Here is a 22,973-nt window from a genome sequence, read left to right as displayed (position 1 = left end):
CCCCTCTGCTATTAATTACTCAAGACATAATTCAACATTTTATACCTACCATTTAATTGAGCTGTCAGTGCATTGTAGTAAAGCCCGTTTGTCGCTTGATTTACCATTTCCACTTCTAAATCAACATTATTTCCATTGGCTTTGACACTGCTGGCATTATTTTCTATCACACGTGGATTTATTGATGACGAATTATTTAAATGTTTTTCGTTTGTGGCGCTTAAATTAAATTGATTTTGACCGATAGCCTTTTGTAGTTGGTTTTCAAATTCAACGCGTTTCGCTTTATAACCGTCAGTATTAACATTCGCAATATTGCTAGAAATTAATTCAGCTCGTGTTGTGGAAACTTGCATAGCAGTTTTCAATAAATTATATGTATCCAATTATACAAACCCCTTTTCCTTAAATTCTCATTTTAAATTTCATATTATTAAATAATGATGTTTACAATATCAAAAAGTATCAAATAATAGCTCAAAAAAAAGTTCTAAAACAATCTAGAAATAGATTATTTTTCGAACAATCTCAATCAATTTATATTTTAAAGTTAATTTATCTATTTTTTCTATTTTTTGAAATTTTTATATAATTAAAATTACTACCACCTCAGTATAAAGTGCTGTCATAATTTTTACAATGGAATATATTAATAGAAACTAAATTTTACTATAGAAAAAACCTATTGTAAATGACTAAAAAGGACACATATAAAGGAACAGCAGAAAATAATTAACAAATTTCACAAAAAAAAATATTTGAAGCAGAAAATATACCTTGCGCCCATTTATAATTTTTTTATCAAAATTCAAAAATTTTTATTAAACAAATTATTCTCCATCACATCTATTGCTTTTTTAATATCGTTCAGCTCATTGTTTTTTCGTATTTTTCAAATAAAATTAAATTTCATATTAAAAACAATTAGATAACAACCGATTTAATTTAGGTGAACACACCCATAGAACGTGAATTGTTCAAATTTTTATAGAAAAGAGGAAATGAAGTGAAAAAAGGGCAAAAAAGTATCGGTACAATAATTTTAATGGTTTTAATTTTATTGGCTTTAATACCGATTCTTATTATGTTGTTTAGTTCTTATAACATAACTACCAATTTGTTACAAGAACGAAATCATGTAACACAAGTAAGCACTACTCGTGCAGTGATTACTGAAAAAGACACATTGTTAAACAAAACCAGAGAACGTTTTGAAGAAATCAGTAAAATGCCAAACTTTCAAAATGATTTTGATTTAGCAAAAATTTATGAAACGATGGAATTAGTTACTTATGGAGATACTGAAATCAAAGGAATGACTTTTGCTACATCCGATGACAAGTTCACTTCGTTAAGTGACTTGCCAAGTGATTTCAAACCAAGTACCCGACCATGGTTTCAAGCAGCCGTTGAAAAAAATGGGGAATCTGTATGGTCACCACCATACGAAAATGCAGCGGTAGAAAAAAATTATTTAACAACTGTTTCTAAAGTTGTTACAAACAAAAATGGGGATTGGGGCGTCCTAAGTATGAATGTTTCATACGATGGTATTTCTCAATTGTTAAGTGATTTAACAGTTGGGCGCACCGGTTCAATTACGTTAATCTCAGATTCAGGAATTATTGTGGCAGATATTGATCCAGCACGTATTGGGGAAGATATTTCGAAGACAAAAATATTCAAAGAAATTTCGGATCCTTCTCGAAATGAAGGTTCTATTGCTATCAACGAAGATGGTATCGCCAATATTTATTTCGATAAAGGTCGCGAAGGCAGCCAAAGTTTTGTTTATGCCGCGATTGACGAAGATGAATATGCTGTTGAAATCCAAGCATTGATTAGAAACTCAATAATTATTGCTGTTATTATTACGATAATCGTAATTTTCTTCGCCTTCTTTGTCCGCAATGTGATTAAAGAAATCATTGCTGTTTTTGAAGAATACTTTAATGAATTAAAAAATGGCACTTATCGCAAAATCAAAAAAGCTGATAAGCAAAAAGGAACTGGCATAAATATCTTAAGTAAAGCACGCCGTTACGTTTATCCTGATAAACATGGTACCGAAATTCATCGGCTAGCCGCTAGTTATAATGATATGATTGATGGCACAGCTGGACTGGTTAAACAAGTTCGTCAAGAAAGTGACCATGTTGCAACGATGTCGGAATCCTTATTCGAGTTATCTCAACAAACTAGTTCAGCTACCAGCGAAGTGACCGAAACAATCACAGGAATTGCTGAAGTGACTGGTACACAAGCACAAGAAACAGAACGTAGTGTTTCACAGTTACAACAACTTTCTGATGTGGTACAAGAATTAACCACAAACGTTACGACCATGAATGATCAGTCTCAAGAATCTTCAAGTATTAACCAACAAAGCATGACTGTGATGAATGAAGTCAATACGAGCTGGCAACACGAAATGAATCAAATGGAAATTTTAGTTGATAGCATGAATGGAATGAATCAAAGCATTCAAGCAATCAATCAAATCATTAACGTTATTAATGACATTTCTTATCAAACGAATTTATTAGCTTTAAATGCTTCAATTGAAGCTGCGCGTGCGGGTGAATCTGGAAAAGGGTTCGCAGTGGTTGCTTCTGAAATCCGTCAATTGGCAGAGCAAAGCAAAAATTCAACCAAAGAAATTGAATCAATTATTGCTACGATTCAAGGCCAATCTTCTGAGATGGTCAATCAAGCGTCTCGTTCATTAGATGGTGGAGAAAAACAAACACGTTTAATTGAACAAGCGATTGCTTCTTCAAAAGAAGTATATACTCGTAGCGCAGCAATGATTGAAGGCATTCGCGAGATTGAAAATTCAACTAATCGCATTGTGAACATTCAAAACATTGTATTAGAAAACTTAGAAAGCATTTCAGCATCGACAGAAGAAAATGCAGCGGGTACACAAGAAGTATCTGCAAATGCCGAAGAAGTACTAGCAACAATGGAAGAATTTGTTGGCCATGTTAGTGATTTAAAAGGTATCTCTGATGTTCTAAAACAAAAAATGAATAATATTACTGTTATCGATTAACCGCAAAAAAATATTCCGAGTGATAAAGTCCTGATTGAGGTACTTATCACTCGGAATATTTTATTTTAGTGATAGGCTTGCATGCCGCCTTCAACATTAACCACATCATAGCCTTCTTGTGCTAAAAACTCACAGGCTTGGTTAGAACGAATCCCTAATGTACAAATAACATAATAGGTTGTTTCATCGTCCAACTCAGCTAATTTTGCTGGTAATTCATTTAAAGGAATATTAAATGCTTCGGATAAATGATTTTGTTCAAATGGTTCTTTGTCACGAACATCCAGAATTGCAATGTTTTCTTGACGTTTAATTTTAAATTCTTCGATGGAAATAGACGGATACATTTACTCACTCCTTCAATTCAGTTGTTTTGATACTAACGAATTGAGTCCTATTTGTCAAAAATCCTTTTCTTTAATAGGAACTAATAAGCGTAATCCATTTAAAATGACCACTAGCGTACTTCCCTCATGTGCCAGCACGCCAATTCCAATATCCATTTTACCTAAAATATTTAACACACTAAGCAACACCACAATAAACATTGAAAATAGAATGTTTTGCCAAACAACTTTATCTAATTTTTTAGAAAGTTGATGAGCATACTTAAATTTCGACAAATCATTTTGCATAATGACTGCATCTGCAACATCAATCGCAATATCTGTCCCATCGCCCATCGCAAAACCAATATCGGCTTGGACCAAAGCTGGGGCATCGTTTACTCCATCTCCAACCATCACAGTTTCTCCATAGTTCTCTTGAAGCGCTGTAATAATCGCAGCTTTATTTTCTGGCAAGACATTACCAGCTACTTCATCAATCCCTAATTGTTTGGCAACAGCTTCACCTGTTTTAACTGCATCGCCTGTAATCATCGTGGTATGAATAGTTTGTTCCTGTAGATATTGAATAACTTTTTTTGCTTGTTCATTGGGTGTATCCATCATCGCAATCATGCCTACAACTAGTTCATTTTCTGCAAAATAAACAACCGTTTTTCCTTCATTTGCCCATTTCGCCGTTTTTTCTTGAATGTCCATTGATAATTGTTCAAAAGAAGCTGGTTTCCCAATCCGATACACTTTGTTTTGATGTGTAGTGATTAACCCTTTACCGATTTCATTTGTAACGTCTAAATTTAAAGAAGTCGTTTGACCAAATTCATCTAAAATAGCTTTTGCTAAAGGGTGATTGGCACTTTTTTCCATTGTAATGATAATTTCTTGCCAATCACTTTGTTGGCTCTCATCAACAAAATACATATCTGTCACAACAGGTTGTCCTTTAGTTAATGTCCCTGTTTTATCAAAGGCAACAGCTTTAATATTCGTTAAGTTAGCTAGATAAGAACCGCCTTTAAACAGAACGCCACGTTTAGCTAAATTTGAAATTCCTGATAAAGTTGCTGGAATCGCGCTAGCAGCTAAAGCACAAGGCGACGCTGCAATTAGCAAGACCATCCCACGGTAAAAACTTGTATTCCAGTCCCAATTAAAAACAAAATGTGTCAACAAGATAAAAATCGGGACAATTGCTAAAATAATTTTGACATAAATTGGTTCAATTTTTTTTATTTTCGTTGCAGTTTTAGATAAATTACTTTGTGATTGATTGACCAGTTGCAAAATTTTAGCAAATACTGTTTCACTACTATCTTTGGTCACAGTCATTGTGAATGTCCCTGAACCATTTATCGTACTACCAAATACTTCATCGCCGATTGTTTTTTCTCTCGGAATACTTTCGCCACTAATTGAGGCTTCATCAATTGAACTAACACCTTCGACAATTTGTCCATCTGTTGGAATTTGATCTCCTGGAAGAACTTTTAATTGTTGGCCAATTTGTAGTTGATCGACAGAAACTAAAATTGTTTCGCCATTTTCTTGAATAAGGCGTGCTTCAGTCGGATTCATTTTTAATAAATTAGTAATTTCACGACGACTCCGACCTTCTGCATATTCTTCGAGAAAATGAGCTCCAGCAAAAATCAGAATCAGCAATGCTCCTTCATCAAAATCACCAATAATCGCAGCACCTAATGCAGCTAAAGTCATCAAAATATGAACATTGGGCTGAAATTTTTTCAAACGAATTGAATCAGTGATTGTTTCACCAAAGCCTTCTAAAATGATATGATAACCTGCTGTTAACATACTGATTGTAAAAAGACTATTAGTGATTATTAAAGAAAAATTTCCAATAAGAGCAATAAGATAGATAACTAGTCCCACGCCATATAAATAAACAGGTAAACGACCATGTGAATGATTGTGTTCATGATGATTGTGATGTGTATGGTCATGATGACATTCTTCACTATGTGTATGCTTATTGACTGTTTCCATGATAGTTTCCTTCTTTCTTGAAATCGTTTCATATGATTACTTAATCATTTGTTCATCTATAGAATACATGAGCGATCATTCATTTGTCAAATGATATCCTAAAAATAAAAAAAGAAACGACTACAAGTTTCAGCCGTTTCTTTCATCTCTTCTTATTCATCGAAAACCAGGTAATTTATCTACTTATGACTAGTTTTAATTTAGACATATCTTAATATAATAAAGAATATCCGCTCACTTTTAAATTCAAAATTAACCCTCATTATTCGTTGTTATTTTGAGTACAGTCCTTTTTTCATTGAGTTAAAATTAAGATTATATGAGAGGAAAAAAGGAGGTGATTTGATGTTCGCTTTACATAAAAGCGTTCGTTTAAAGCGAGATATTCTTGAAGTATTAGAAAACACTAATGAGTATATATCTACAAAACAACTAACTGATATACTTGTTTATCCCTCTTTCAATAGTGTAAAACAAGCATGCGCGGAACTAAAACAACAATTCGAACAGTTTTATCACAAAGAAGATGCTGAATTTAGTATTAAAGTATCTGAAGGCGTCAAACTCATTCGTCATAGCGCAAACACACATCATTTAATCGAAGAATTAGTTGCTAATGACCTGGCTTATACGTTATTGTTTAACCTATTAGTCAAGCGTACACTTGTAACTGACTTATTTTTAGAAAACAACTATATCACCAGAACCACCTTATATAATCGTATACGAATTTTAAATGATAGTTTACATCGTTATGGCTTACACATAGCCCTTTCCAGTCGGATTAGTTTCAGAGGAGCAGAACATCATATTCGTATGTTTGGTTATATTTTTTTGTTTAATTGTCATCGAATGATCCAATTCTTGCCTGATATCACCCTTGCTAATCAGATGAACATTGAACAAGTAACTACCAATATTTTTGATTACTTAAAGATTCCTATTTCAAAAAATCAAAAACAAAAACTCGCAATTTTAACCTATATAAATACTGAAAGCATCAAGACTCATTCGCATATACCAGAGAATATTTTATTTCAACATACAAATTCCATTATTTATCCAGACAAACCTGATTTTTTATCTCATTGGTCCATGTCTGATTGGCAATTTTATGTTGCTTTTTTGTATATATACAACTTAATTGACTCTCAATATAATGATCAGTTAATACTAAAATCAGAGTTTCTATTTGAAGAGGCTATTCAAACATGGTTGATATCATTTGAAAAGTATCTCTTTCCATTATTTGAGTCAGAAAAAAAAGCTACAAAAATTTTATTAGATAAACAGTTAATCTATACAATGAATTTTCCGTTTGAAGAAAAATTACTGGATAATTTTAATGAATTGAATGACTATACAGATTACCAGCAATTTCCTGAACTTATAGAACGCTTTGATTTTTTTTGGCAAGAATTAACTGAAAAACAAAAGATTTATCAAAATTCAGAGTATATACGAAGAATGTCGTTATTAACTGCAATCAAGTTAGTTGATTTTGAGCAACTAACACCTAAATTAAAAATTTATATTTTTTCAGATATCAGTGATTTGCATAAAAATTATTTACGAGCTCGATTAAAAACTACGTTAACTACATACGCTTTAACATTTGTTGAAAATTATAAAGAAGCTCAATTAATCATCAGTACCATTGAATTTTTAGAAGAATTGAATGAATCTCAAAGATTGTTACAAGTATGTAGTAACTTTTCTTTAATCGATATGTCTATCGTTGAACGCGCAGCACAAAAGATAACCAGTACTGCTATCGATGGATAAAAACACGAGTTCCACAAAAAAGCTATCACAAAAATAGTTGCCTAATTTTGTGATAGCTATTTATCTTATAAAATTTATGCTAGTTTAGCATGTGTTAAAAATTCTTGAAGTTGAACTGCCAACATCAATAAATCTTTTTCCGATACCCAAGGATTAATGACAACAATCTTTTGACGTTTATTAAAGTTCGTCCGATTGATTTCTTCCGTAATAATCGTAAAGTCCGCATCCATAAAATCATCGACAAATTCGATGACGACTTCTCCCATAAAATATCGATAAATTTTGTTTTTAATTAACTGCAAAGAACTAGCTGAAACTTTTGAGTAGATAAAAATGTGTACTTTTTCAAATGTTTGTTCCAACGGGATAAAATTTTGACACATTAAATAGCTTTGGCACTTAACAAAGTTGTTAGCATCTTGCACATTTTTGCTATAACTTTGCCAGAACTCTTGAAATTGACGATCAAACGCTGTATCTTTTTGCTCAGCTTCTTCGACAGTAACTGGATACAATAAAGAATGGAGTTCGCCATCTAAAAAATGATAATTTTTAATAAGATGGAGCCGATGGAACATAGTATAAATCATATTTTTTTCAGCTGGAACTAAAATCCGAAAATGTCTCTCAAAAAATTTAATCCATTTCTGTGCTTTAAATTTGGTACTTGTATCCATTTTGACAGATACTGCTTGATTTGGGCACAATTCAAAACAATATAAAACAGAATTAAATAGCTCCCAGTCTTTATTTCCCCAGCCTGTCAATTCTTCTTTTAAAGGTACTTTGTTTTTACGATCGTTTTTTGACAAATTGTATCCTAAATGCACCGATTGACTGATAATAAAAGACCACGTAGATAGCAAATGTACCATATAATTATTTGGCTCAACCTCTAGCTCATTGGCTAATAAATGACCGATTCGATAGTATTTTTCTTCAACTGCATCTGAGTACACACTCTTGGTGTATGGCTGTAATCCATACATAAGTAAGAATAACATGATTCGAATCCCTTCTTCAGAACCATTGATTTTTACTTGATGTGAAATACTAATATGTAAGTCAAAGCGATGTAAGAACTGATTGATTTGCGTGATTTTACGACGTAATTTTGAAAAACTAATGCCATGTTCGTCGCAAAAAGCTTGTGATGAAAATGAACGTTCATAAATAAATTTTTGAAACACAGCATATTCAAGCGTACCAGTTAAAATTATCTCAGAAATTTGATCCAAATTCATTTCTCCTCGATACAATCGAGTCCCATAGCGTGTGGATGCTTCTACATAAAATTGTTGTTCGGGATAAATCTGCTCTAATTGCTGATTAATTTCTCGATAATATTTTCGCATCGTTTGATATTGTACACCTAAATATTCGGCAATTTTTTCACTGTTAACATAACTTTCATGATTATCTAAATATTGAAGTAATTTCAGTTTAATTTGTGTCTCTTTAGATAAACCAAACATAATCTCGCTCCTTTCTTGTCTAGAAAATATTTTTATTTCTGATCTTTCAACAAGGGTACTAATAGTCTAATCGGCACTAAAATCATTAAAATTAATAGGCAGATGTTTCTCGTATCACCCACATAATCATACATGCCACTAACTTGCACAAATGATGCCAGTGCAAAAAAAGCCAGCAAACAATCTAAACTTGTCAGCATAAATGTAATCATATTTTTTTGAGAGACTAAACTGTATTTACTAACGAACATGTATAGTGTCAACCCATTCAATAGTAGCGAAGTGCAAAAGATGCCTAAATGAACAAATAAACTCATTTTTAAGATACTAGTTAATTGCATATAGAACATATCGCCCACAATCAACAAGAGTAAATTGATAAAAATCAACTGAACTGACAAGTAAATATAGTTCCTAGCTGTTGCTTTTAATTTGTGTGACATAGGTTTCATTTTTTCTCATCCTCTTTTATAATCAAATTCCAATAATAGTTTCATAAAATGAGAATCCACTAAATACATGCATCTATATCATTTGTGTTATTATTATAAATAAATTTCTTGTTTTCACAAATACTTATAGAAAAATTCCCACAATATACTGATATAATAAGAAATATATGATAAAAAAGAAATTCCAAATTTCCCATAATTATTCGTTGTTTTTTAAACTATAATTACTCATCGATAAAAATAAGATTAAAAAAAGATGAGAAGATAAGGAGTTGATAAAAATGTTCGCGTTACACGGCAGCGTTCGGCTCAAACGAGACATCCTCGAAATTTTAGAAAATAATACAGAATATATCTCTACCAAAGAAATCACTGAACTGTTAGGTTATCCGTCCTTTAACAGTGTCAAACAAGCATGCACAGAACTAAAGCAACAATTTGAACAGTTATATACAAAAGAAGAAGCTGAATTTCTTATCAAGGTATCTGGTGGTATTAAACTCGTTCGTAATGGTGTCAATATCCAGCGTTTAGCTCAACAATTATTAGTCAACGATATTGTTTATCCTTTGTTATCGGTTTTGTTCATCCAGCGCACAACTTCAACAGATTTATTTTTAGAAGAACACTTTATATCCAGAACTGCACTTTATAATCGAACACGAATCTTAAATACGATTTTGCATCATTATGGTCTGCATATTTCTCTTTCCAGTCGCATCAGTATTAACGGCGAAGAAAGCCGAATTCGAATGTTTGGTTATATTTTTTTGTTCATTGCACATCGAATGTTTAAACATTATCCAAATCACGAATATCAAGAAGATTTGGAACAAGTCACTGCTGATATTTTTGAGTATCTTGACATCCCGCTTACCATTAATCAAAAACAAATGCTGACATTATTAACTCTGGTGAACCATCTTGGCGTAATCCATGAACAGTTTCTTACACCAGATAATTTATTATTACAACATTTAAGCTCTGTCACTTACCCAGATAAACCGCCTTTTTTAACTACTTGGTCGACTTCTGATTGGCAATTTTATGTTGCTTTTTTGTATATCTATAATTTAGTTGAAACAAAATATGACAGCCATCTTTTGTTAAAAAATGAACTTTTATTTGAAAAAGAAATTGATTCTTGGTTACTATTATTTGAAGAATATTTCTTTTCTTTATATGAGTCAGAAAAAGAACCGGCACGTGTTTTATTAGATAAACATTTAATTTGTGCGATGAATTTTCCTTTTGAAGAAGAATTGTTGGATAATTTTAAAGGCGTCAATGAATATACGGTCCGTGAGCAATTCCCCGAATTTATGGAGCTTTTTGATTTATTTTGGCAAAAAGTATCAAATAAAGAAATGATTTATCAGCAATCGGAATATGTTCGTCGCATGTCGTTATTAACTGCAATTAAGCTGATTGATTTTGAACGTATGAAACCTAAAATTACTATTTATGTTTTTTCAGATGTTAGCGAATTACATAAACATTATTTTCAAGTTCGTTTGAAAAATAATTTATCCAATTATTCACTAAGTTTTGTCGATGATTATCGAGAAGCAGAGCTCATCATAAGTACCATTGAATTTTTAGAACAGCTTACTGAACAACAAAAACTCTTACAAGTTCGGATTAACTTTCCTGTCCTTGATATGCTGTTAGTTGAACAAGCCATCCGAGAAATAACGGCTAATCTATGCACAGAAGACACATAAAAAGCGCCATAGAAATTTTCTATGACGCTTTTTTTTTATTCTGCATTCATTACTTCTTGAGGAACAGCGAAGAAATACGTACAAATGAAAGCAACTACAAATGTAGCAATTCCTACAGCTACGTAACTAAATAATTGATAAGAATCATAAATATACATTAATGGTGACAAAATAACTGCTAATCCATAAGAATTTGCTTGAATACCTAGCATTGATAATATTGCTCCACCAAGTGCTGAGCAAGCTAACATAACAATTAAAGGTTTTGTTCCATAACGTAAGGTAATTCCGAATAATGCTGGTTCACTAACACCTAGTAATTGAGTAATACCCGCACTGGTACCAATAACTTTAACATTTTTGTTTTTCGCTTTAATACTAATGGCAAAACAAACGGCAGCATTTGCAAAACCATACATTGCACACAATGTAATTAAAGGATTAAACCCTGTCGATGCTAACAAAGTCGTTTCAATCATAATAAATAAATGATGCATACCTGTCATAACAGCTAATGGATAAATAAATCCAATAATTAAGCCACCTATACCTAATGGTACATGGATTAATCCTTCAACTACGTAAACTAAACCATCTTCTATAAAATGCAACAAGGGTCCCAACACTAACAGTCCCATTAGCATCATACCAGCAATAACAAAGAACGGTGTAAACATTAAATCTAAGGAGTCTGGCATACGTTTACGTAAGAATTTCTCAAAAGTTGCACCTACTATTCCGATCACTAAAGCAGTTAGTACACTTCCTTGATATCCAACAATTGGAATAAACCCAAAAGCAATCAATGGTTCAACACCACTATTAATATCCGCTACAGCATAGGCATTTGGAAGCATCGGTGAAACAAGCATTAAACCAATAACAAAGCCAATAATCGGTGTCCCACCAAATTTCTTAAAAGCTGACCAACAAATCAACGCTGGTAAAAACGCAAAGACTGTATCAGTTAAGACACTCATCAATGTTAAAATATATTCAGGAATATTATCCGCTGATGTTCCAAATAATTCTAAAAATGCCTCATTTAAGACGACACCCTTTAGCCCTAAAAATAAACCTGTTGCCACAATCCCCGGAATAATTGGAATAAAAATATCTGCTAACGTCCGAATACCACGCTTAATGGGATTACCTTCTTTTTTCACTTCAGCTAAATCTGCTTGTTTATTCCCAATTTCTTTATCATTTTGAATAATGGAATCATAAACTTTATTGACAGTTCCTGTCCCTAATATAATTTGATATTGTCCGGCATTAAAAAATACACCTTTTACTTGGTCAATTTGTTCAATTTTTTTATCATCAATTACTGCACGATTCTTTACCTCTAAACGTAAACGTGTTGCACAATGGGTAATCGTTAAAATATTATCTTTTCCAACTACTTCTAAAATTTCTTCACCAATTTTTTTATAATCTGTCGCCATCTTTGTTCCTCCGATCTACTTAAATAGAATGCTTTGATATGGTGCAAGAGTAATTTCTTGTCCTGAAACAACATTGTCATGAGTCACTAAATATAACTTTTCAATCGCTTTAGGCAAATTTACCTTTTCTTTGTTAACGCCTAAATTCGTTAATACATAAATTTTTTCATTCTTCCACTCACGTGTATAAGCAATCACATTTTCAGGAACTTCTGAGATAAAATCAATCGCTCCTTTTGTCAACACTTCATGTAATTCAGAATGCTGCCGTAAAGCAATCATTTCCTTATAAAATCCCAATACTGAATTATCTGTCGTATGAATGTCTGGATATTCTTTTGTCATTTCTAACCAAGGCTGATGAGTGGAGAAACCACCGTATTGACTACTGTCCCATGGCATTGGAGTTCGTGAATTATCACGACTACGCATGTTAACAAAATCTAACGCTTCTTTTTCAGAAAAACCTTCTTGAATAGAGCGATAATAATTATCAATACTTGAAATATCGTCAAATTGTTTAATGTCTGTTCGTTGTGCGTTAAGCATACCTAATTCTTGCCCTTGATAAATAAACGGCGTTCCTCTTAAGAAGAAATACATGGCACCAATCCCTTTGGCAGCTTCTGAATTTTGAAATTCCTCTTTAACTAGCTTAGATAACGCCCGCGGTTGATCATGATTCTCGATAAAATTTGCTCCCCAACCAGCATTTTGTAAAGCTTCTTGAGATTGAATAACTAATTCTTTAAATTCTTTTGTTGTCCAGTTTGTACGTTTAAACCAATCAGAGCCAGATTCTACATCGATATCAGCATAATGGAAATCAAAAATCATTGAAAAATAACCATCTTCCCCAATAAAATCTGAAAACTCTTCATAAGCCACACCAGGCGCTTCACCGACTGTAACACAATTATATTTTTCAAATGTTTCTTTTTTCAACTCGTTTAAAAACACTTCAATTCCTGGGCGATTACGTGTTTTATGTTTACAAGAAACTAACCCATCTACCCCATCCGCTGGCAGGCTGCTGTAATCTTGATCCTTTTTTACAAAAGTAATTGAATCAATTCGGAAACCAGCAATCCCTTTATCCAACCATCGATTAATCATTTGATACAATTCTTGACGTACTTCTGGATTTTCCCAATTCAAATCTGGTTGACGTTTATCAAAGACGTGTAAATAATAACAATCTTCTTCCGGAACTTTCTCCCAAACAGACCCACCGAAAATTGAACGCCAGTTATTTGGTTTTTCTTTTCCTTCTTTGAAAATATAATAATCACGATATTTACTATTTTTATCTGCTAAAGCTTTTTTAAACCAAATATGTTCATCTGACGTATGATTAATCACTAAATCTAAAATAATTTTAATATCTAATTTTTTGGCTTCTAACAATAGTCGATCAAAATCTTCCATCGTACCAAATTGGGGATCAATCCCTTCAAAATCAGCGATATCATACCCATTATCAATCATTGGAGAGGTAAAAATAGGGCAAATCCATAAAGTGGTAATACCTAATTCTTTTAAATACAGTAATTTTTCACGAATACCATTTAAATCCCCGATTCCATCATTGTTTGAATCTTTAAAGCTTTTTGGATAGACTTGATAGATAACTTCATCTTTCCACCAGTCTTTTGTTATAAGTGTATTTGTCATTTCATTCTCCTTTAATTTTAGTGGTATCGATACCATATAATAAAAACAAAAAAATATTTTCACTAATAATTGGTTTAAACATCAGATGGTATCGATACCATATTTTGATTTAAGAGAATCCGCGTTTAAACGGATGCTCGTTGAATTAATGATAATTGTAATTGCGACTGATCAATTTGATAATTTGTTGCTTCAATCAGGGAAATTAATAATTTGGTTGCTTCCACACCCAAAGCTTCGACTGGTTGTTCAATTGTCGTTAAAGGCACTGATAACAAAGAAGTAACTGGTTGATTATCAAAACCCATAATCGCAATATCTTCAGGTATATTATAACCACCATCTTTGAAAGACTCTAATACTCCCATTGCTACCTCATCACTATTGGTAAAAATCGCATCTGGACGTTGTTCTTTAGGCAAAGTGATTAATTGCTGCGCTACTTTACGACCATCTGCAATCGTATGCACTTGTTGAAATACCCATTCTTTTTTGAATGGTAACGAATTTTCTAATAAAGCTCGTTCAAAGCCTTGTGTTCTTTCTTTTCCGTGACCTTTAGTTGTTAGTGTTCCACCTGTGCAATACGCTATTTTATGATAACCTTTTTGAATCAGAAATTGTATCGCCTCATAAGTGGCTTGCGACTGATTCGTTACCACGCTTGGAATATTTGCTTCTGAAATTTTCTCATTACAAAAAACAATCGGACCATGTTCTTGATAGCTTTCAATTACTTTAAAGTCTCCTTCAACGGAACACATGATTAAACCTGTAATGACTTGTTGTTTTAACATTTCTAGCATTTTCATTTCAGCAGTTTGATCATCATACGTTTGCATAATTAGTACATTATAACCTTGTTGCTTGGCTTGTTTCTCGATTGCATCTACTAAATATGAAAAAAATGGATTAGTAATCCGTGAAACTAAAATACCAACCATCGTTCCTTTTTTTGAACGAAGTTGAGTGGCAATTGAACTTGGCGTATAATTTAGCTCTTCCATTGCTTCTTTAATACGTTTTTTACGCTCTTCCGAAACATATGGATGATTGTTCAAGTATCGTGAGACTGTCGATACAGATAAATTCGCTCGTTTTGCGACATCTTTAATCGTAGCCATTTTGCCTCCTCCTTTGTGGTATCGATTCCATATATAATATAAAAGATTATGTATCCGTTGTCAACTAGTTATGCAAAAAAATCTGTTCTATCAAAAAATTATAGAACAGATTTCAAAAGTATTCATTCGTTTTCTATTATTTGGCAAGTTGATAAAGGCATCGTTGGAAAAAAGCGCATAGACATTGTTTTTTGCCCATTACCAATAAACACTTCAATACTTGATGTGTCTAAAATAATTTCAACAAAGTTCTCTCTTAACATACCTTTTGAATCATATATTCGATAATTTTGAAAGTCTTTTTCTTTTCCCAAAATAGTAGTTTGCATTTTTTCTCGAGAAAGCGTAAAAAATGTTCCCTCTTTTTTTAAACTAAGTATTTCTCCAATTTTATTTTGAAATTGGATATTAAAATTATTTTCAGGTACAAATTCTATTTTCAGATACTTCGGTTGAGTATTCAGTGGAATAATTTCTGCCATATTCGTTTTTAAAAATAGCTTATCCGTGATAGAGTGTGTGAGTGGTCGTTGAATAAGTTGTCCATTCTCTATAGATAATTGCCGCACACTAGTCATACATCCGGCCCATAAATGATTCAACTCATGGGTTGGAATATTACGATCCCACATTTGCATCCAAGAAATCAATACGGGTTTATTTTTGAATATAGTCATTTGTGGAGCGTAAAAATCCAACCCAGCATCGATTTCCTCATAATAATCATAACTATATTGACCAGTTTCCCAATTCATGTTCCCTACAAAATAAATACAAGAAGAGAGGTTAGTAAACTTCTCTTTTTGACTAGGCATTTCAATTGCTGAAAGAATTAATATATCTTTACCATCAATCGTCAATAAATCAGGGCATTCCCACATGATACCCAACTCTTTATTTCCAGTTAAAAGAATTGATTTGAAGTTCCATTCTTTACAATCCAGTGATTCAAACAAGACAATTTGTCCTTCACTGGCTGGTGTTTTCGTGACGATTAGAGCATAATAGCGGCCTTTTCTGTAAATAATCTTAGGATCTCTAAAATCAACAGCTGAAATAAATGATGGACAATTAATAGTCGAAATTACGGGATTTTCGGTACTTTTATCAAAATCTTTAAAGTTAGTCGAGGTAGCAATACATTGTTGCTGAATAGCTTGGCCATTTATCTGTTCACAGCCTGTATACATTAAAATTAATTGATTATCTACGAGTACTGCAGTACCAGAAAAACAGCCTTTTTCGTCAAATACATGGTCTGGTGCGAGAGCTACAGGTTGATCTTGCCAAGTTAGACCATCTGTACTTGTCATGTGTCCCCAATGCATGGGTCCCCAAACACTATCATATGGATAAAATTGATAAAATAAATGTAGTTTATCATTAATTGCAATAAACCCATTCGGATCATTCATCCAACCAATTGGTGGTTGTGCATGGATTTTTTGACGAAATTGAGGATTTACTTTTTCTTTATTATTTTTAATATATCGATTTGCTCTTTCTACTGTATAATTCATATAAATCCTTTCTGCTAAATCCAAAATTAGAACAACTTGCTATCTATGCAAATAAATAGCAAATTGTTCTATTTAGTTCACGATTTCTATTATTTATTGTTTCAAAATTTTTATATTTTTAGACTCAATGATAAATTCTTTCGTATCCAAGTTAGCCGTTAATGTTGCACTATCACGACCGTTTTTATTTTTACGTGTAATCACTATTTCTGATTCTGATGGTGTTGCTACTTCAATCGTTCCATCCAAATCAAACGCCGGAGATTCATTTCTAAATTTCAAAAGAGCAAATAATTGTTGAATCACTGGACGTTGCACTTCTTCTTCAATTTCGGCTAAATCATAGTAATGACGATTAATATTACGCCCTTCTTTCGTTGCTTCCAACAGTTCAATATCATTTTTGCCTGCTAATAAACCAACGTAATAAATTTGTGGAATTCCTGGCGCAAATACTTGAATCGCACGTGCTAAAAGATAGCTACGGTCATTATCGCCTAATGCACTATAATAGGTGCTGTTAATTTGATAAATATCTAAATTATTGTAATTGGCACTTGAATAGACCTTCTTCACATTCGCCCCGACTTTATACAATTCCTCAGAGGTGTAATCCAATTCTTCATCTGTTAATAAATCACGAGCGTCCACAACACCAATTCCATCATGCGTATCCAATGTCGTAAACTGCTTCATCGGACTCATTTTCAACCAATGGGCTAAGCGTTCTGATTTTCCACTATAAAGTGAATACAAAGTCACCATTGGCAAGGCAAAGTCATAGATATAATAATCATGATTGGCAATTTTCATTTGAATGGAATAATGCTCATGGATTTCTGGTAATAATTCGACGTCATATTTCGCTGCTTCTTGACGTACTTCGTCTAAAAGTTCCCAAATATCTGGTTCCACGAAGAAATCATTGGTATCTAATTTTTTAATCGCATAAGCAAAAGCATCTAATCGAATTAAAGAACAGCCATGACTTGCCATATCTTTGATAGTTTCTCGAATAAATTCTTTTACAACTTCTTTGGTCACGTCTAAATCAATTTGTTCTTCGCCAAAGGTATTCCAGACTTCTTCTTTCGTACCATCTGCAAATTCTACCGTTTGAAATGGCGCTTTGTCTTTACGCTTGTAGATTAAATCGATGTCTTCTTGCGTTGGTCGATTTTCTGGGAAAAATTCATGAATACGAATAAACATTTCTTTGTACGGTGACTGCTCATGATTTTTTTTGAAATCTTGGAAAAATTTCGATTCACGAGAAATGTGATTAATCATAAAATCAAACATCAAATAATAGTCTTCACCTAATGCTTCAACATCTTCCCATGTTCCAAGAGCTGGATCAACTGTCGTATAATCACTCGGTGCAAAGCCTCGGTCACCTGTCGATGGGAAAAATGGTAACAAATGGACACCACCAATAACACCTTGTAAATGTTTGTCTAAGACTTGCTTTAATTCGCCCATGTTTTTTCCTAAACTATCTGCATAGGTGATAAGCATTGCTTCGTTTTTAATTTTCATAATTGTCCTCCATAATTAGCTAATACAATACTTTCAAACGGTCGTAAACGCAATTTTCGACTTTGATCTAATAAAATATCTTCATAATTATTGATTAATACTTGTTGGTACTGTTCATCTACATAATATTCTTGTTCCGTTGCTGTAACGTTTAAGATAACTAATACGATTTTATCTTCTAATTGTCGTTCATAAAGCAAAATATGTTCATTTTTATCTTTCACTGGTAGAAACTGTCCGTAGATTAGCACGTCATTGTATACACTATTTTTCCTTAATTCAATTAATTGACGATAATAATTGAATACCGACTGTTGATTGGTTAGCTGAGCTTCTGCATTGAGTTCTGGATAATTAGGATTTACTTTTAACCATACATTATCAGAAGTTGAGAATCCGGCATTTTTTTGCGTATTCCATTGCATAGGGGTTCGAGAATTATCTCGACTTCGTTTATTGACAGCTTTCAATGCTTGCTCTGGTGCCAATCCATATTCTAATGCACGTTTATATTGAGAATGTGTAGCTACATCATCAAAATCTTCTAATGATGCCATTTCTATGTTGGTCATCCCTAGTTCTTGTCCTTGATAAATAAAAGGGGTACCTCTTAATAACATAAAAAGCGTCGCCAACATTTTTTTACTATAATCATTGATCCATTCTTCTGGAATATATTTATTAATTGAACGTGGTTGATCGTGGTTTTCTAAATATAAAGCGCCCCAACCTTTATCTTGCGTAACTAATTGATTCGTAAAAATATTGGTACGCATATCCGTCCATGTCCATTGGCTATCTTTAAACCATTCACCAGTTTCAGGTACATCAATATCTGTATAACTAAAATCAAAAACCATCGAATAATAGCCATCTTCGCCAATATATTCATCTAAACGTTCATTAGGAACATCGGCTTCTGCTACCGTCATACTATTATGTGGTTTAAATGTCCGCTCTCTCATCTCTTTTAACCACACTTCAATGCCTGGTTGATTAAGAATCCAGTGCCCAATGAAGGCTAACCCATCTTCTCCATCAGATTCAAAGATGCCATACTCTAGTCTTTTTTTGATGTTTAATATCGCATCGATTCTAAATCCGCCTAGTCCTTTATCTAACCAATAGTTAATCATTGCATAGATTTCTTCACGTACTTCTTCATTTTCCCAATTCAAATCAGGCTGCTTTTTAGTAAATGCGTGTAAATAAAACATATTTTCTTCGTTTGGAACTGGTTCCCAAGCAGATCCGCCAAAATAAGAACGCCAATTGTTCGGAGGGTTCCCATCTATTCCTTCTTTGAAAATATAATAATCTCTATATTTGCTAGCTGGATTATGCAAAGCTTCTTGAAACCATACATGCTCATCCGATGTGTGATTAACTACTAAATCCATAAGTACTTTAATATCTAGCTGTTTTGCTTTTTCTAGTAGTTCATCTAAATCTTCATTTGTTCCAAACATTTCATCAATTTGGAAATAGTCTGAAATATCATAACCACCATCATCCATGGGTGATTTATATACCGGACAAATCCAAATGACATCTGTTCCTAACTTTTTGATATAGTCTAATCGACTAATAATTCCTTTGATATCCCCAATCCCATCATTATTGCTATCTTGAAAGCTTTTGGGATAAATTTGATATACTACTGATTCTTTCCACCAACTATTTGCCATCTTCCATCCACCTATTCAATTATTTAATTGCGCCATCTGCTACGCCAGCAATAATTTTCTTTTGCATAATAAAATAGAAAATTAAAATTGGGAGCAATACCAATACTAAAGCTGCCATGGCAACGCTGTAATTTGCTGTATATTTACCAAAGAAATAAAACGTTGATAATGGTAATGTTCGGACATCATCATTTACCAGAACTAACGATGGTAAGAGAAAATCATTCCATACCCACAACACATCTAAAATGGCAATTGTAGCTGTCGTTGGAGACAACATAGGAAACACAACTTTAAAAAAGACTTGTATTTGACTTGCTCCATCAATAATAGCGGCTTCTTCCAATTCAATAGGAATGCTTTTAATGAAACCATGATACATAAACGTTGCCATACTAATTCCAAATCCTAAATAGAAATAAATCAGCATTCCTCGACTATTTAATAGACCAATATTCCCAAAAATAGTAACAAATGGAATCATCAAAGACTGAAAAGGAATAATCATCGAAGCAACTAATGACATGAAAATAACTTTACTTAATTTTGAATTCGTTCTTACTAAATAATACGCCAGCATTGATGAACACAAAATAATTACAGTGACAGATATAGTTGTAACAAGTAATGAGTTAATCAAAGCACTTCCAAAATTCATCGTTTTATAGGCTTCAATAAAGTTATCAAAACTCCAAGTTTTAGGTAAAGCAACTGGATTTTCTACAACCTCAATTCTTGTTTTAAATGAATTAATTAATACCAATAAAAAAGGAAAGGCATATAACACAAACATCAAAGCACATAAAACAAATGTTGTAATTTTAGTTATATTTTTTTGTACTTTTAATCCCATTAAGCTTCAACCTCTTTTCTCTTCATGATTCCAACTTGCGTTAACGCAATTGCTGCAACAATTAAAAATAAGATAATTGCTTTTGCTTGTCCCGTACCATAGTTTTGGTATAGAAAAGCCTCATTGTATACATGCATAGAAATCATTTCTGTCGAACGATATGGGCCACCTTTTGTTAAAGAAAGGTTTGTATCGTAGACCATAAAACTTCTTTGTAATGTTAAAAAAATACTTGTTGTAAATGCTGGTAACATCATTGGAATTTTTATTTTTCGTAGAATTTGCCAATTATTTGCTCCATCTAAAGAAGCCGCTTCAGTTAATGATTCTGGAATTCCAGTTAACCCCGCTATATAAAGCAGCATCATATAACCTGAATTTTGCCATACCCCTACAAGGACTAACGCCCATAACGCCATTTTAGGATCCGCTAACCATGAATTTGCTAATAATTCTGAGCCCACGCCATCACCGATATAAACTAAAATACGAGTGAAAATAAATTGCCAAATAAATCCTAAAATAACTCCACCAATCAAATTAGGTGTAAAGAAACCCATTCTGAAGAAGTTTTGTCCTTTGAATCCACTAGTAACTAATAATGCTAAAGCAAACGCAATTACATTTGTTAATAATAATGCCCAAAATGTATACTTAAATGTCAAAATTAATGAGTTCCAAAAAACTTTATCGTTAAAAGCGTCAATGTAATTTTTTAACCCTACAAATTCAGTTGAAATATTTGTACCTGTAGAATTCGTAACCGTCATATAAATACCTAATAAAAATGGAATAGCTACTACGGTGATAAATACGAAGACAGGTATTGCTGCAAAAATTCCAAATCTTTTTAGCTTTTCGAGCAAGCTTTGATTGTCGTACATCTTTTTTCCCCCTTTTGATAAAAATAAGCGCTGAATCCAGCGCTTATTTTCTTTTCAATACATGCTTATTTTGAATCATTTTTCCAATAATTGACAATTTCTTCTGTCAAACCATCACGGTCAATTTCGCCGCCCAAATATTTTTGAATAGACGCACCCATTGATGGGAAAGCGGTCGGTGGATAATAAGCATTCATCCATTCTAATCCACGATCTTCTTGTAGGTACCCTAATACTGATTGCGACAATGAATCTTTAGGCTCTACTTTGTTACTGCTATTAATTGGAATAAAGCCTAACTTGTTCACATAGTAATCTTGACCTTCTTCATCTTCATACATCCAATTTAAAAAGTCTTTTGCACCTGCTTGCTGTTCTTCCGTTGATTGTGACGCATCGATTGCCCACGTTTGAGGAACGCCAATTGAGATTTGGGTATTCCCATAAGCGCCTTCTTCATCTGAAATTGGCACAGGTAAAATACCATAAGTTGCATCAGGATTTGCTTCTAATAATTGAGGCATTGCCCAATTTCCCATGAACCAAAGACCGATATCACCATTAGCTAATCCTAGTGTTGCTGAATCATAGTCCGCAGACAATGCTGATTTCTTAGCGGCATTGTGTTCTTTCATCAAATCAAATGTATCTACCCAATTGTTGTAGACTTCGTTTTTAGCTAAATCAACTTTTCCATCTTGCATATCTGTCATAAATTGATGTCTGCCTTCAGTTGTATCTGATTGATTCGTAAACATTATATTAGAAAAATGGGCACCTAATGACCAATCCATTGGTGAAATTTCTAAAGCAACTTTCCCATCTAACGCTTCAATTTTCTTGATTAAATCTTCTAAATCACTTCTTGATTGAATAGAATTTTGATCAAAATCGCCACCGACAGCTTCATCTAGTACTTCTTTATTGTATAAGAAACCAAATGCTTCGATTGTTGTTGGAATACCTAATTGTTTTCCATTAACAATTCCTGAATCTAAATAAGTTTGTTCGATATTTTCTACCAAAGGCAAATCAGATAAGTCTAATAATTTGTCTTCCCATAAAGCCAAATCTGAAGCAACCCCCATATTCATCATGACTGGAGCATTTTTGGCAGCATATAAAGAAGTCAATTTTTCATTAATATTTTGTCCTGCTAAAGGTAAAACTTTCACTTCATATTTATCTTGAGAACTATTATATTTAGCAATTGTTTCATCCAATTCCGTTGCAATTTCCTCTTTACCAATTAGCAAGCTGATTTCTGCTTTATCTGCAGAACTACCTTTATCACCATTTGAACCACAACCTGCAATAAAAACTGTTGATGCTAACAATGTGACTAGCCCTAAACCTAAAGTTCTTTTCTTCATTACTGTTTCCTCCATTTCTGAT

17 protein-coding genes are annotated in these 22,973 nt (G+C 33.0%); 3 read left to right on the top strand and 14 right to left on the bottom strand.

Going from position 1 to position 22,973, the window contains the following annotated elements:
- Window positions 1–11: 11 nt before the first annotated feature.
- Window positions 12–386, bottom strand: a complete 375-nt coding sequence (gene flgB / locus DOK78_RS04520) for a flagellar basal body rod protein FlgB (protein WP_207942462.1) — start codon at window positions 384–386, stop codon at window positions 12–14.
- A gap of 620 nt (window positions 387–1,006) precedes the next feature.
- On the opposite strand from flgB, the gene DOK78_RS04515 reads away from it, so the two are divergent.
- A complete protein-coding gene (locus DOK78_RS04515) occupies window positions 1,007–3,055 on the top strand; it encodes a methyl-accepting chemotaxis protein (protein WP_339076342.1) in 2,049 nt (682 codons plus the stop codon).
- Window positions 3,056–3,120: 65 nt separating this feature from the next.
- Here the strand turns inward: DOK78_RS04515 and DOK78_RS04510 are convergent, their stop codons facing one another.
- Together DOK78_RS04510 and DOK78_RS04505 are read right to left on the bottom strand one after the other, a co-directional pair.
- On the bottom strand, window positions 3,121–3,402 hold the full coding sequence (locus DOK78_RS04510; protein WP_207942463.1) for a rhodanese-like domain-containing protein: 282 nt from the start codon (window positions 3,400–3,402) through the stop codon (window positions 3,121–3,123).
- Window positions 3,403–3,456: 54 nt separating this feature from the next.
- A complete protein-coding gene (locus DOK78_RS04505) occupies window positions 3,457–5,409 on the bottom strand; it encodes a heavy metal translocating P-type ATPase (protein WP_207942464.1) in 1,953 nt (650 codons plus the stop codon).
- Between the two features lie 345 nt (window positions 5,410–5,754).
- Here DOK78_RS04505 and DOK78_RS04500 point away from each other — a divergent pair, with 345 nt between their 5' ends.
- Window positions 5,755–7,194, top strand: coding sequence for a helix-turn-helix domain-containing protein (locus DOK78_RS04500; protein WP_207942465.1), 1,440 nt, complete (start codon window positions 5,755–5,757; stop codon window positions 7,192–7,194).
- Between the two features lie 74 nt (window positions 7,195–7,268).
- Here the strand turns inward: DOK78_RS04500 and DOK78_RS04495 are convergent, their stop codons facing one another.
- Both DOK78_RS04495 and DOK78_RS04490 read right to left on the bottom strand, forming a co-directional pair.
- Window positions 7,269–8,672 carry a helix-turn-helix domain-containing protein gene (locus DOK78_RS04495; protein WP_207942466.1) on the bottom strand — a complete coding sequence of 468 codons (1,404 nt, stop codon included), beginning with the start codon at window positions 8,670–8,672 and terminating at the stop codon, window positions 7,269–7,271.
- A 32-nt stretch (window positions 8,673–8,704) separates the two neighbouring features.
- Window positions 8,705–9,124 (bottom strand): hypothetical protein, encoded by a 420-nt coding sequence (locus DOK78_RS04490; protein WP_207942467.1) that lies wholly within the window; start codon window positions 9,122–9,124, stop codon window positions 8,705–8,707.
- Window positions 9,125–9,405: 281 nt separating this feature from the next.
- On the opposite strand from DOK78_RS04490, the gene DOK78_RS04485 reads away from it, so the two are divergent.
- Entirely contained in the window at window positions 9,406–10,848 is a 1,443-nt protein-coding gene (locus DOK78_RS04485; protein ID WP_207942468.1) for a helix-turn-helix domain-containing protein, read from the top strand.
- Between the two features lie 35 nt (window positions 10,849–10,883).
- Here the strand turns inward: DOK78_RS04485 and DOK78_RS04480 are convergent, their stop codons facing one another.
- The 9 genes from DOK78_RS04480 to DOK78_RS04440 form a co-directional block, all read right to left on the bottom strand.
- Window positions 10,884–12,296, bottom strand: coding sequence for a PTS transporter subunit EIIC (locus DOK78_RS04480; RefSeq protein ID WP_207942469.1), 1,413 nt, complete (start codon window positions 12,294–12,296; stop codon window positions 10,884–10,886).
- Between the two features lie 15 nt (window positions 12,297–12,311).
- A complete protein-coding gene (locus DOK78_RS04475) occupies window positions 12,312–13,970 on the bottom strand; it encodes a glycoside hydrolase family 13 protein (RefSeq protein WP_207942470.1) in 1,659 nt (552 codons plus the stop codon).
- 125 nt (window positions 13,971–14,095) lie between these two features.
- Window positions 14,096–15,094, bottom strand: a complete 999-nt coding sequence (locus tag DOK78_RS04470) for a LacI family DNA-binding transcriptional regulator (protein WP_207942471.1) — start codon at window positions 15,092–15,094, stop codon at window positions 14,096–14,098.
- 122 nt (window positions 15,095–15,216) lie between these two features.
- On the bottom strand, window positions 15,217–16,614 hold the full coding sequence (locus tag DOK78_RS04465; RefSeq protein WP_207942472.1) for a glycoside hydrolase family 32 protein: 1,398 nt from the start codon (window positions 16,612–16,614) through the stop codon (window positions 15,217–15,219).
- A 93-nt stretch (window positions 16,615–16,707) separates the two neighbouring features.
- Window positions 16,708–18,153 (bottom strand): sucrose phosphorylase, encoded by a 1,446-nt coding sequence (gene gtfA / locus DOK78_RS04460; protein WP_207942473.1) that lies wholly within the window; start codon window positions 18,151–18,153, stop codon window positions 16,708–16,710.
- Window positions 18,150–19,841: a glycoside hydrolase family 13 protein gene (locus tag DOK78_RS04455; RefSeq protein WP_243430751.1), complete on the bottom strand. Its 1,692-nt coding sequence runs from the start codon at window positions 19,839–19,841 to the stop codon at window positions 18,150–18,152. Before DOK78_RS04455 ends, gtfA begins: the two co-directional genes overlap by 4 nt.
- A 19-nt stretch (window positions 19,842–19,860) precedes the next feature.
- Window positions 19,861–20,694 carry a carbohydrate ABC transporter permease gene (locus DOK78_RS04450; protein ID WP_207942474.1) on the bottom strand — a complete coding sequence of 278 codons (834 nt, stop codon included), beginning with the start codon at window positions 20,692–20,694 and terminating at the stop codon, window positions 19,861–19,863.
- Entirely contained in the window at window positions 20,694–21,578 is an 885-nt protein-coding gene (locus DOK78_RS04445) for a carbohydrate ABC transporter permease (RefSeq protein ID WP_207942475.1), read from the bottom strand. Before DOK78_RS04445 ends, DOK78_RS04450 begins: the two co-directional genes overlap by 1 nt.
- Before the next feature lie 65 nt (window positions 21,579–21,643).
- Window positions 21,644–22,951 carry an ABC transporter substrate-binding protein gene (locus DOK78_RS04440; RefSeq protein WP_207942476.1) on the bottom strand — a complete coding sequence of 436 codons (1,308 nt, stop codon included), beginning with the start codon at window positions 22,949–22,951 and terminating at the stop codon, window positions 21,644–21,646.
- Window positions 22,952–22,973: the final 22 nt, after the last annotated feature.

The organism is Enterococcus sp. DIV2402 (assembly GCF_017426705.2).
Lineage (GTDB): Bacteria > Bacillota > Bacilli > Lactobacillales > Enterococcaceae > Enterococcus_F > Enterococcus_F lowellii.
Note: the sequence above shows the minus strand (reverse complement) of the source record. Positions and strands in the feature narration are given on the sequence as shown.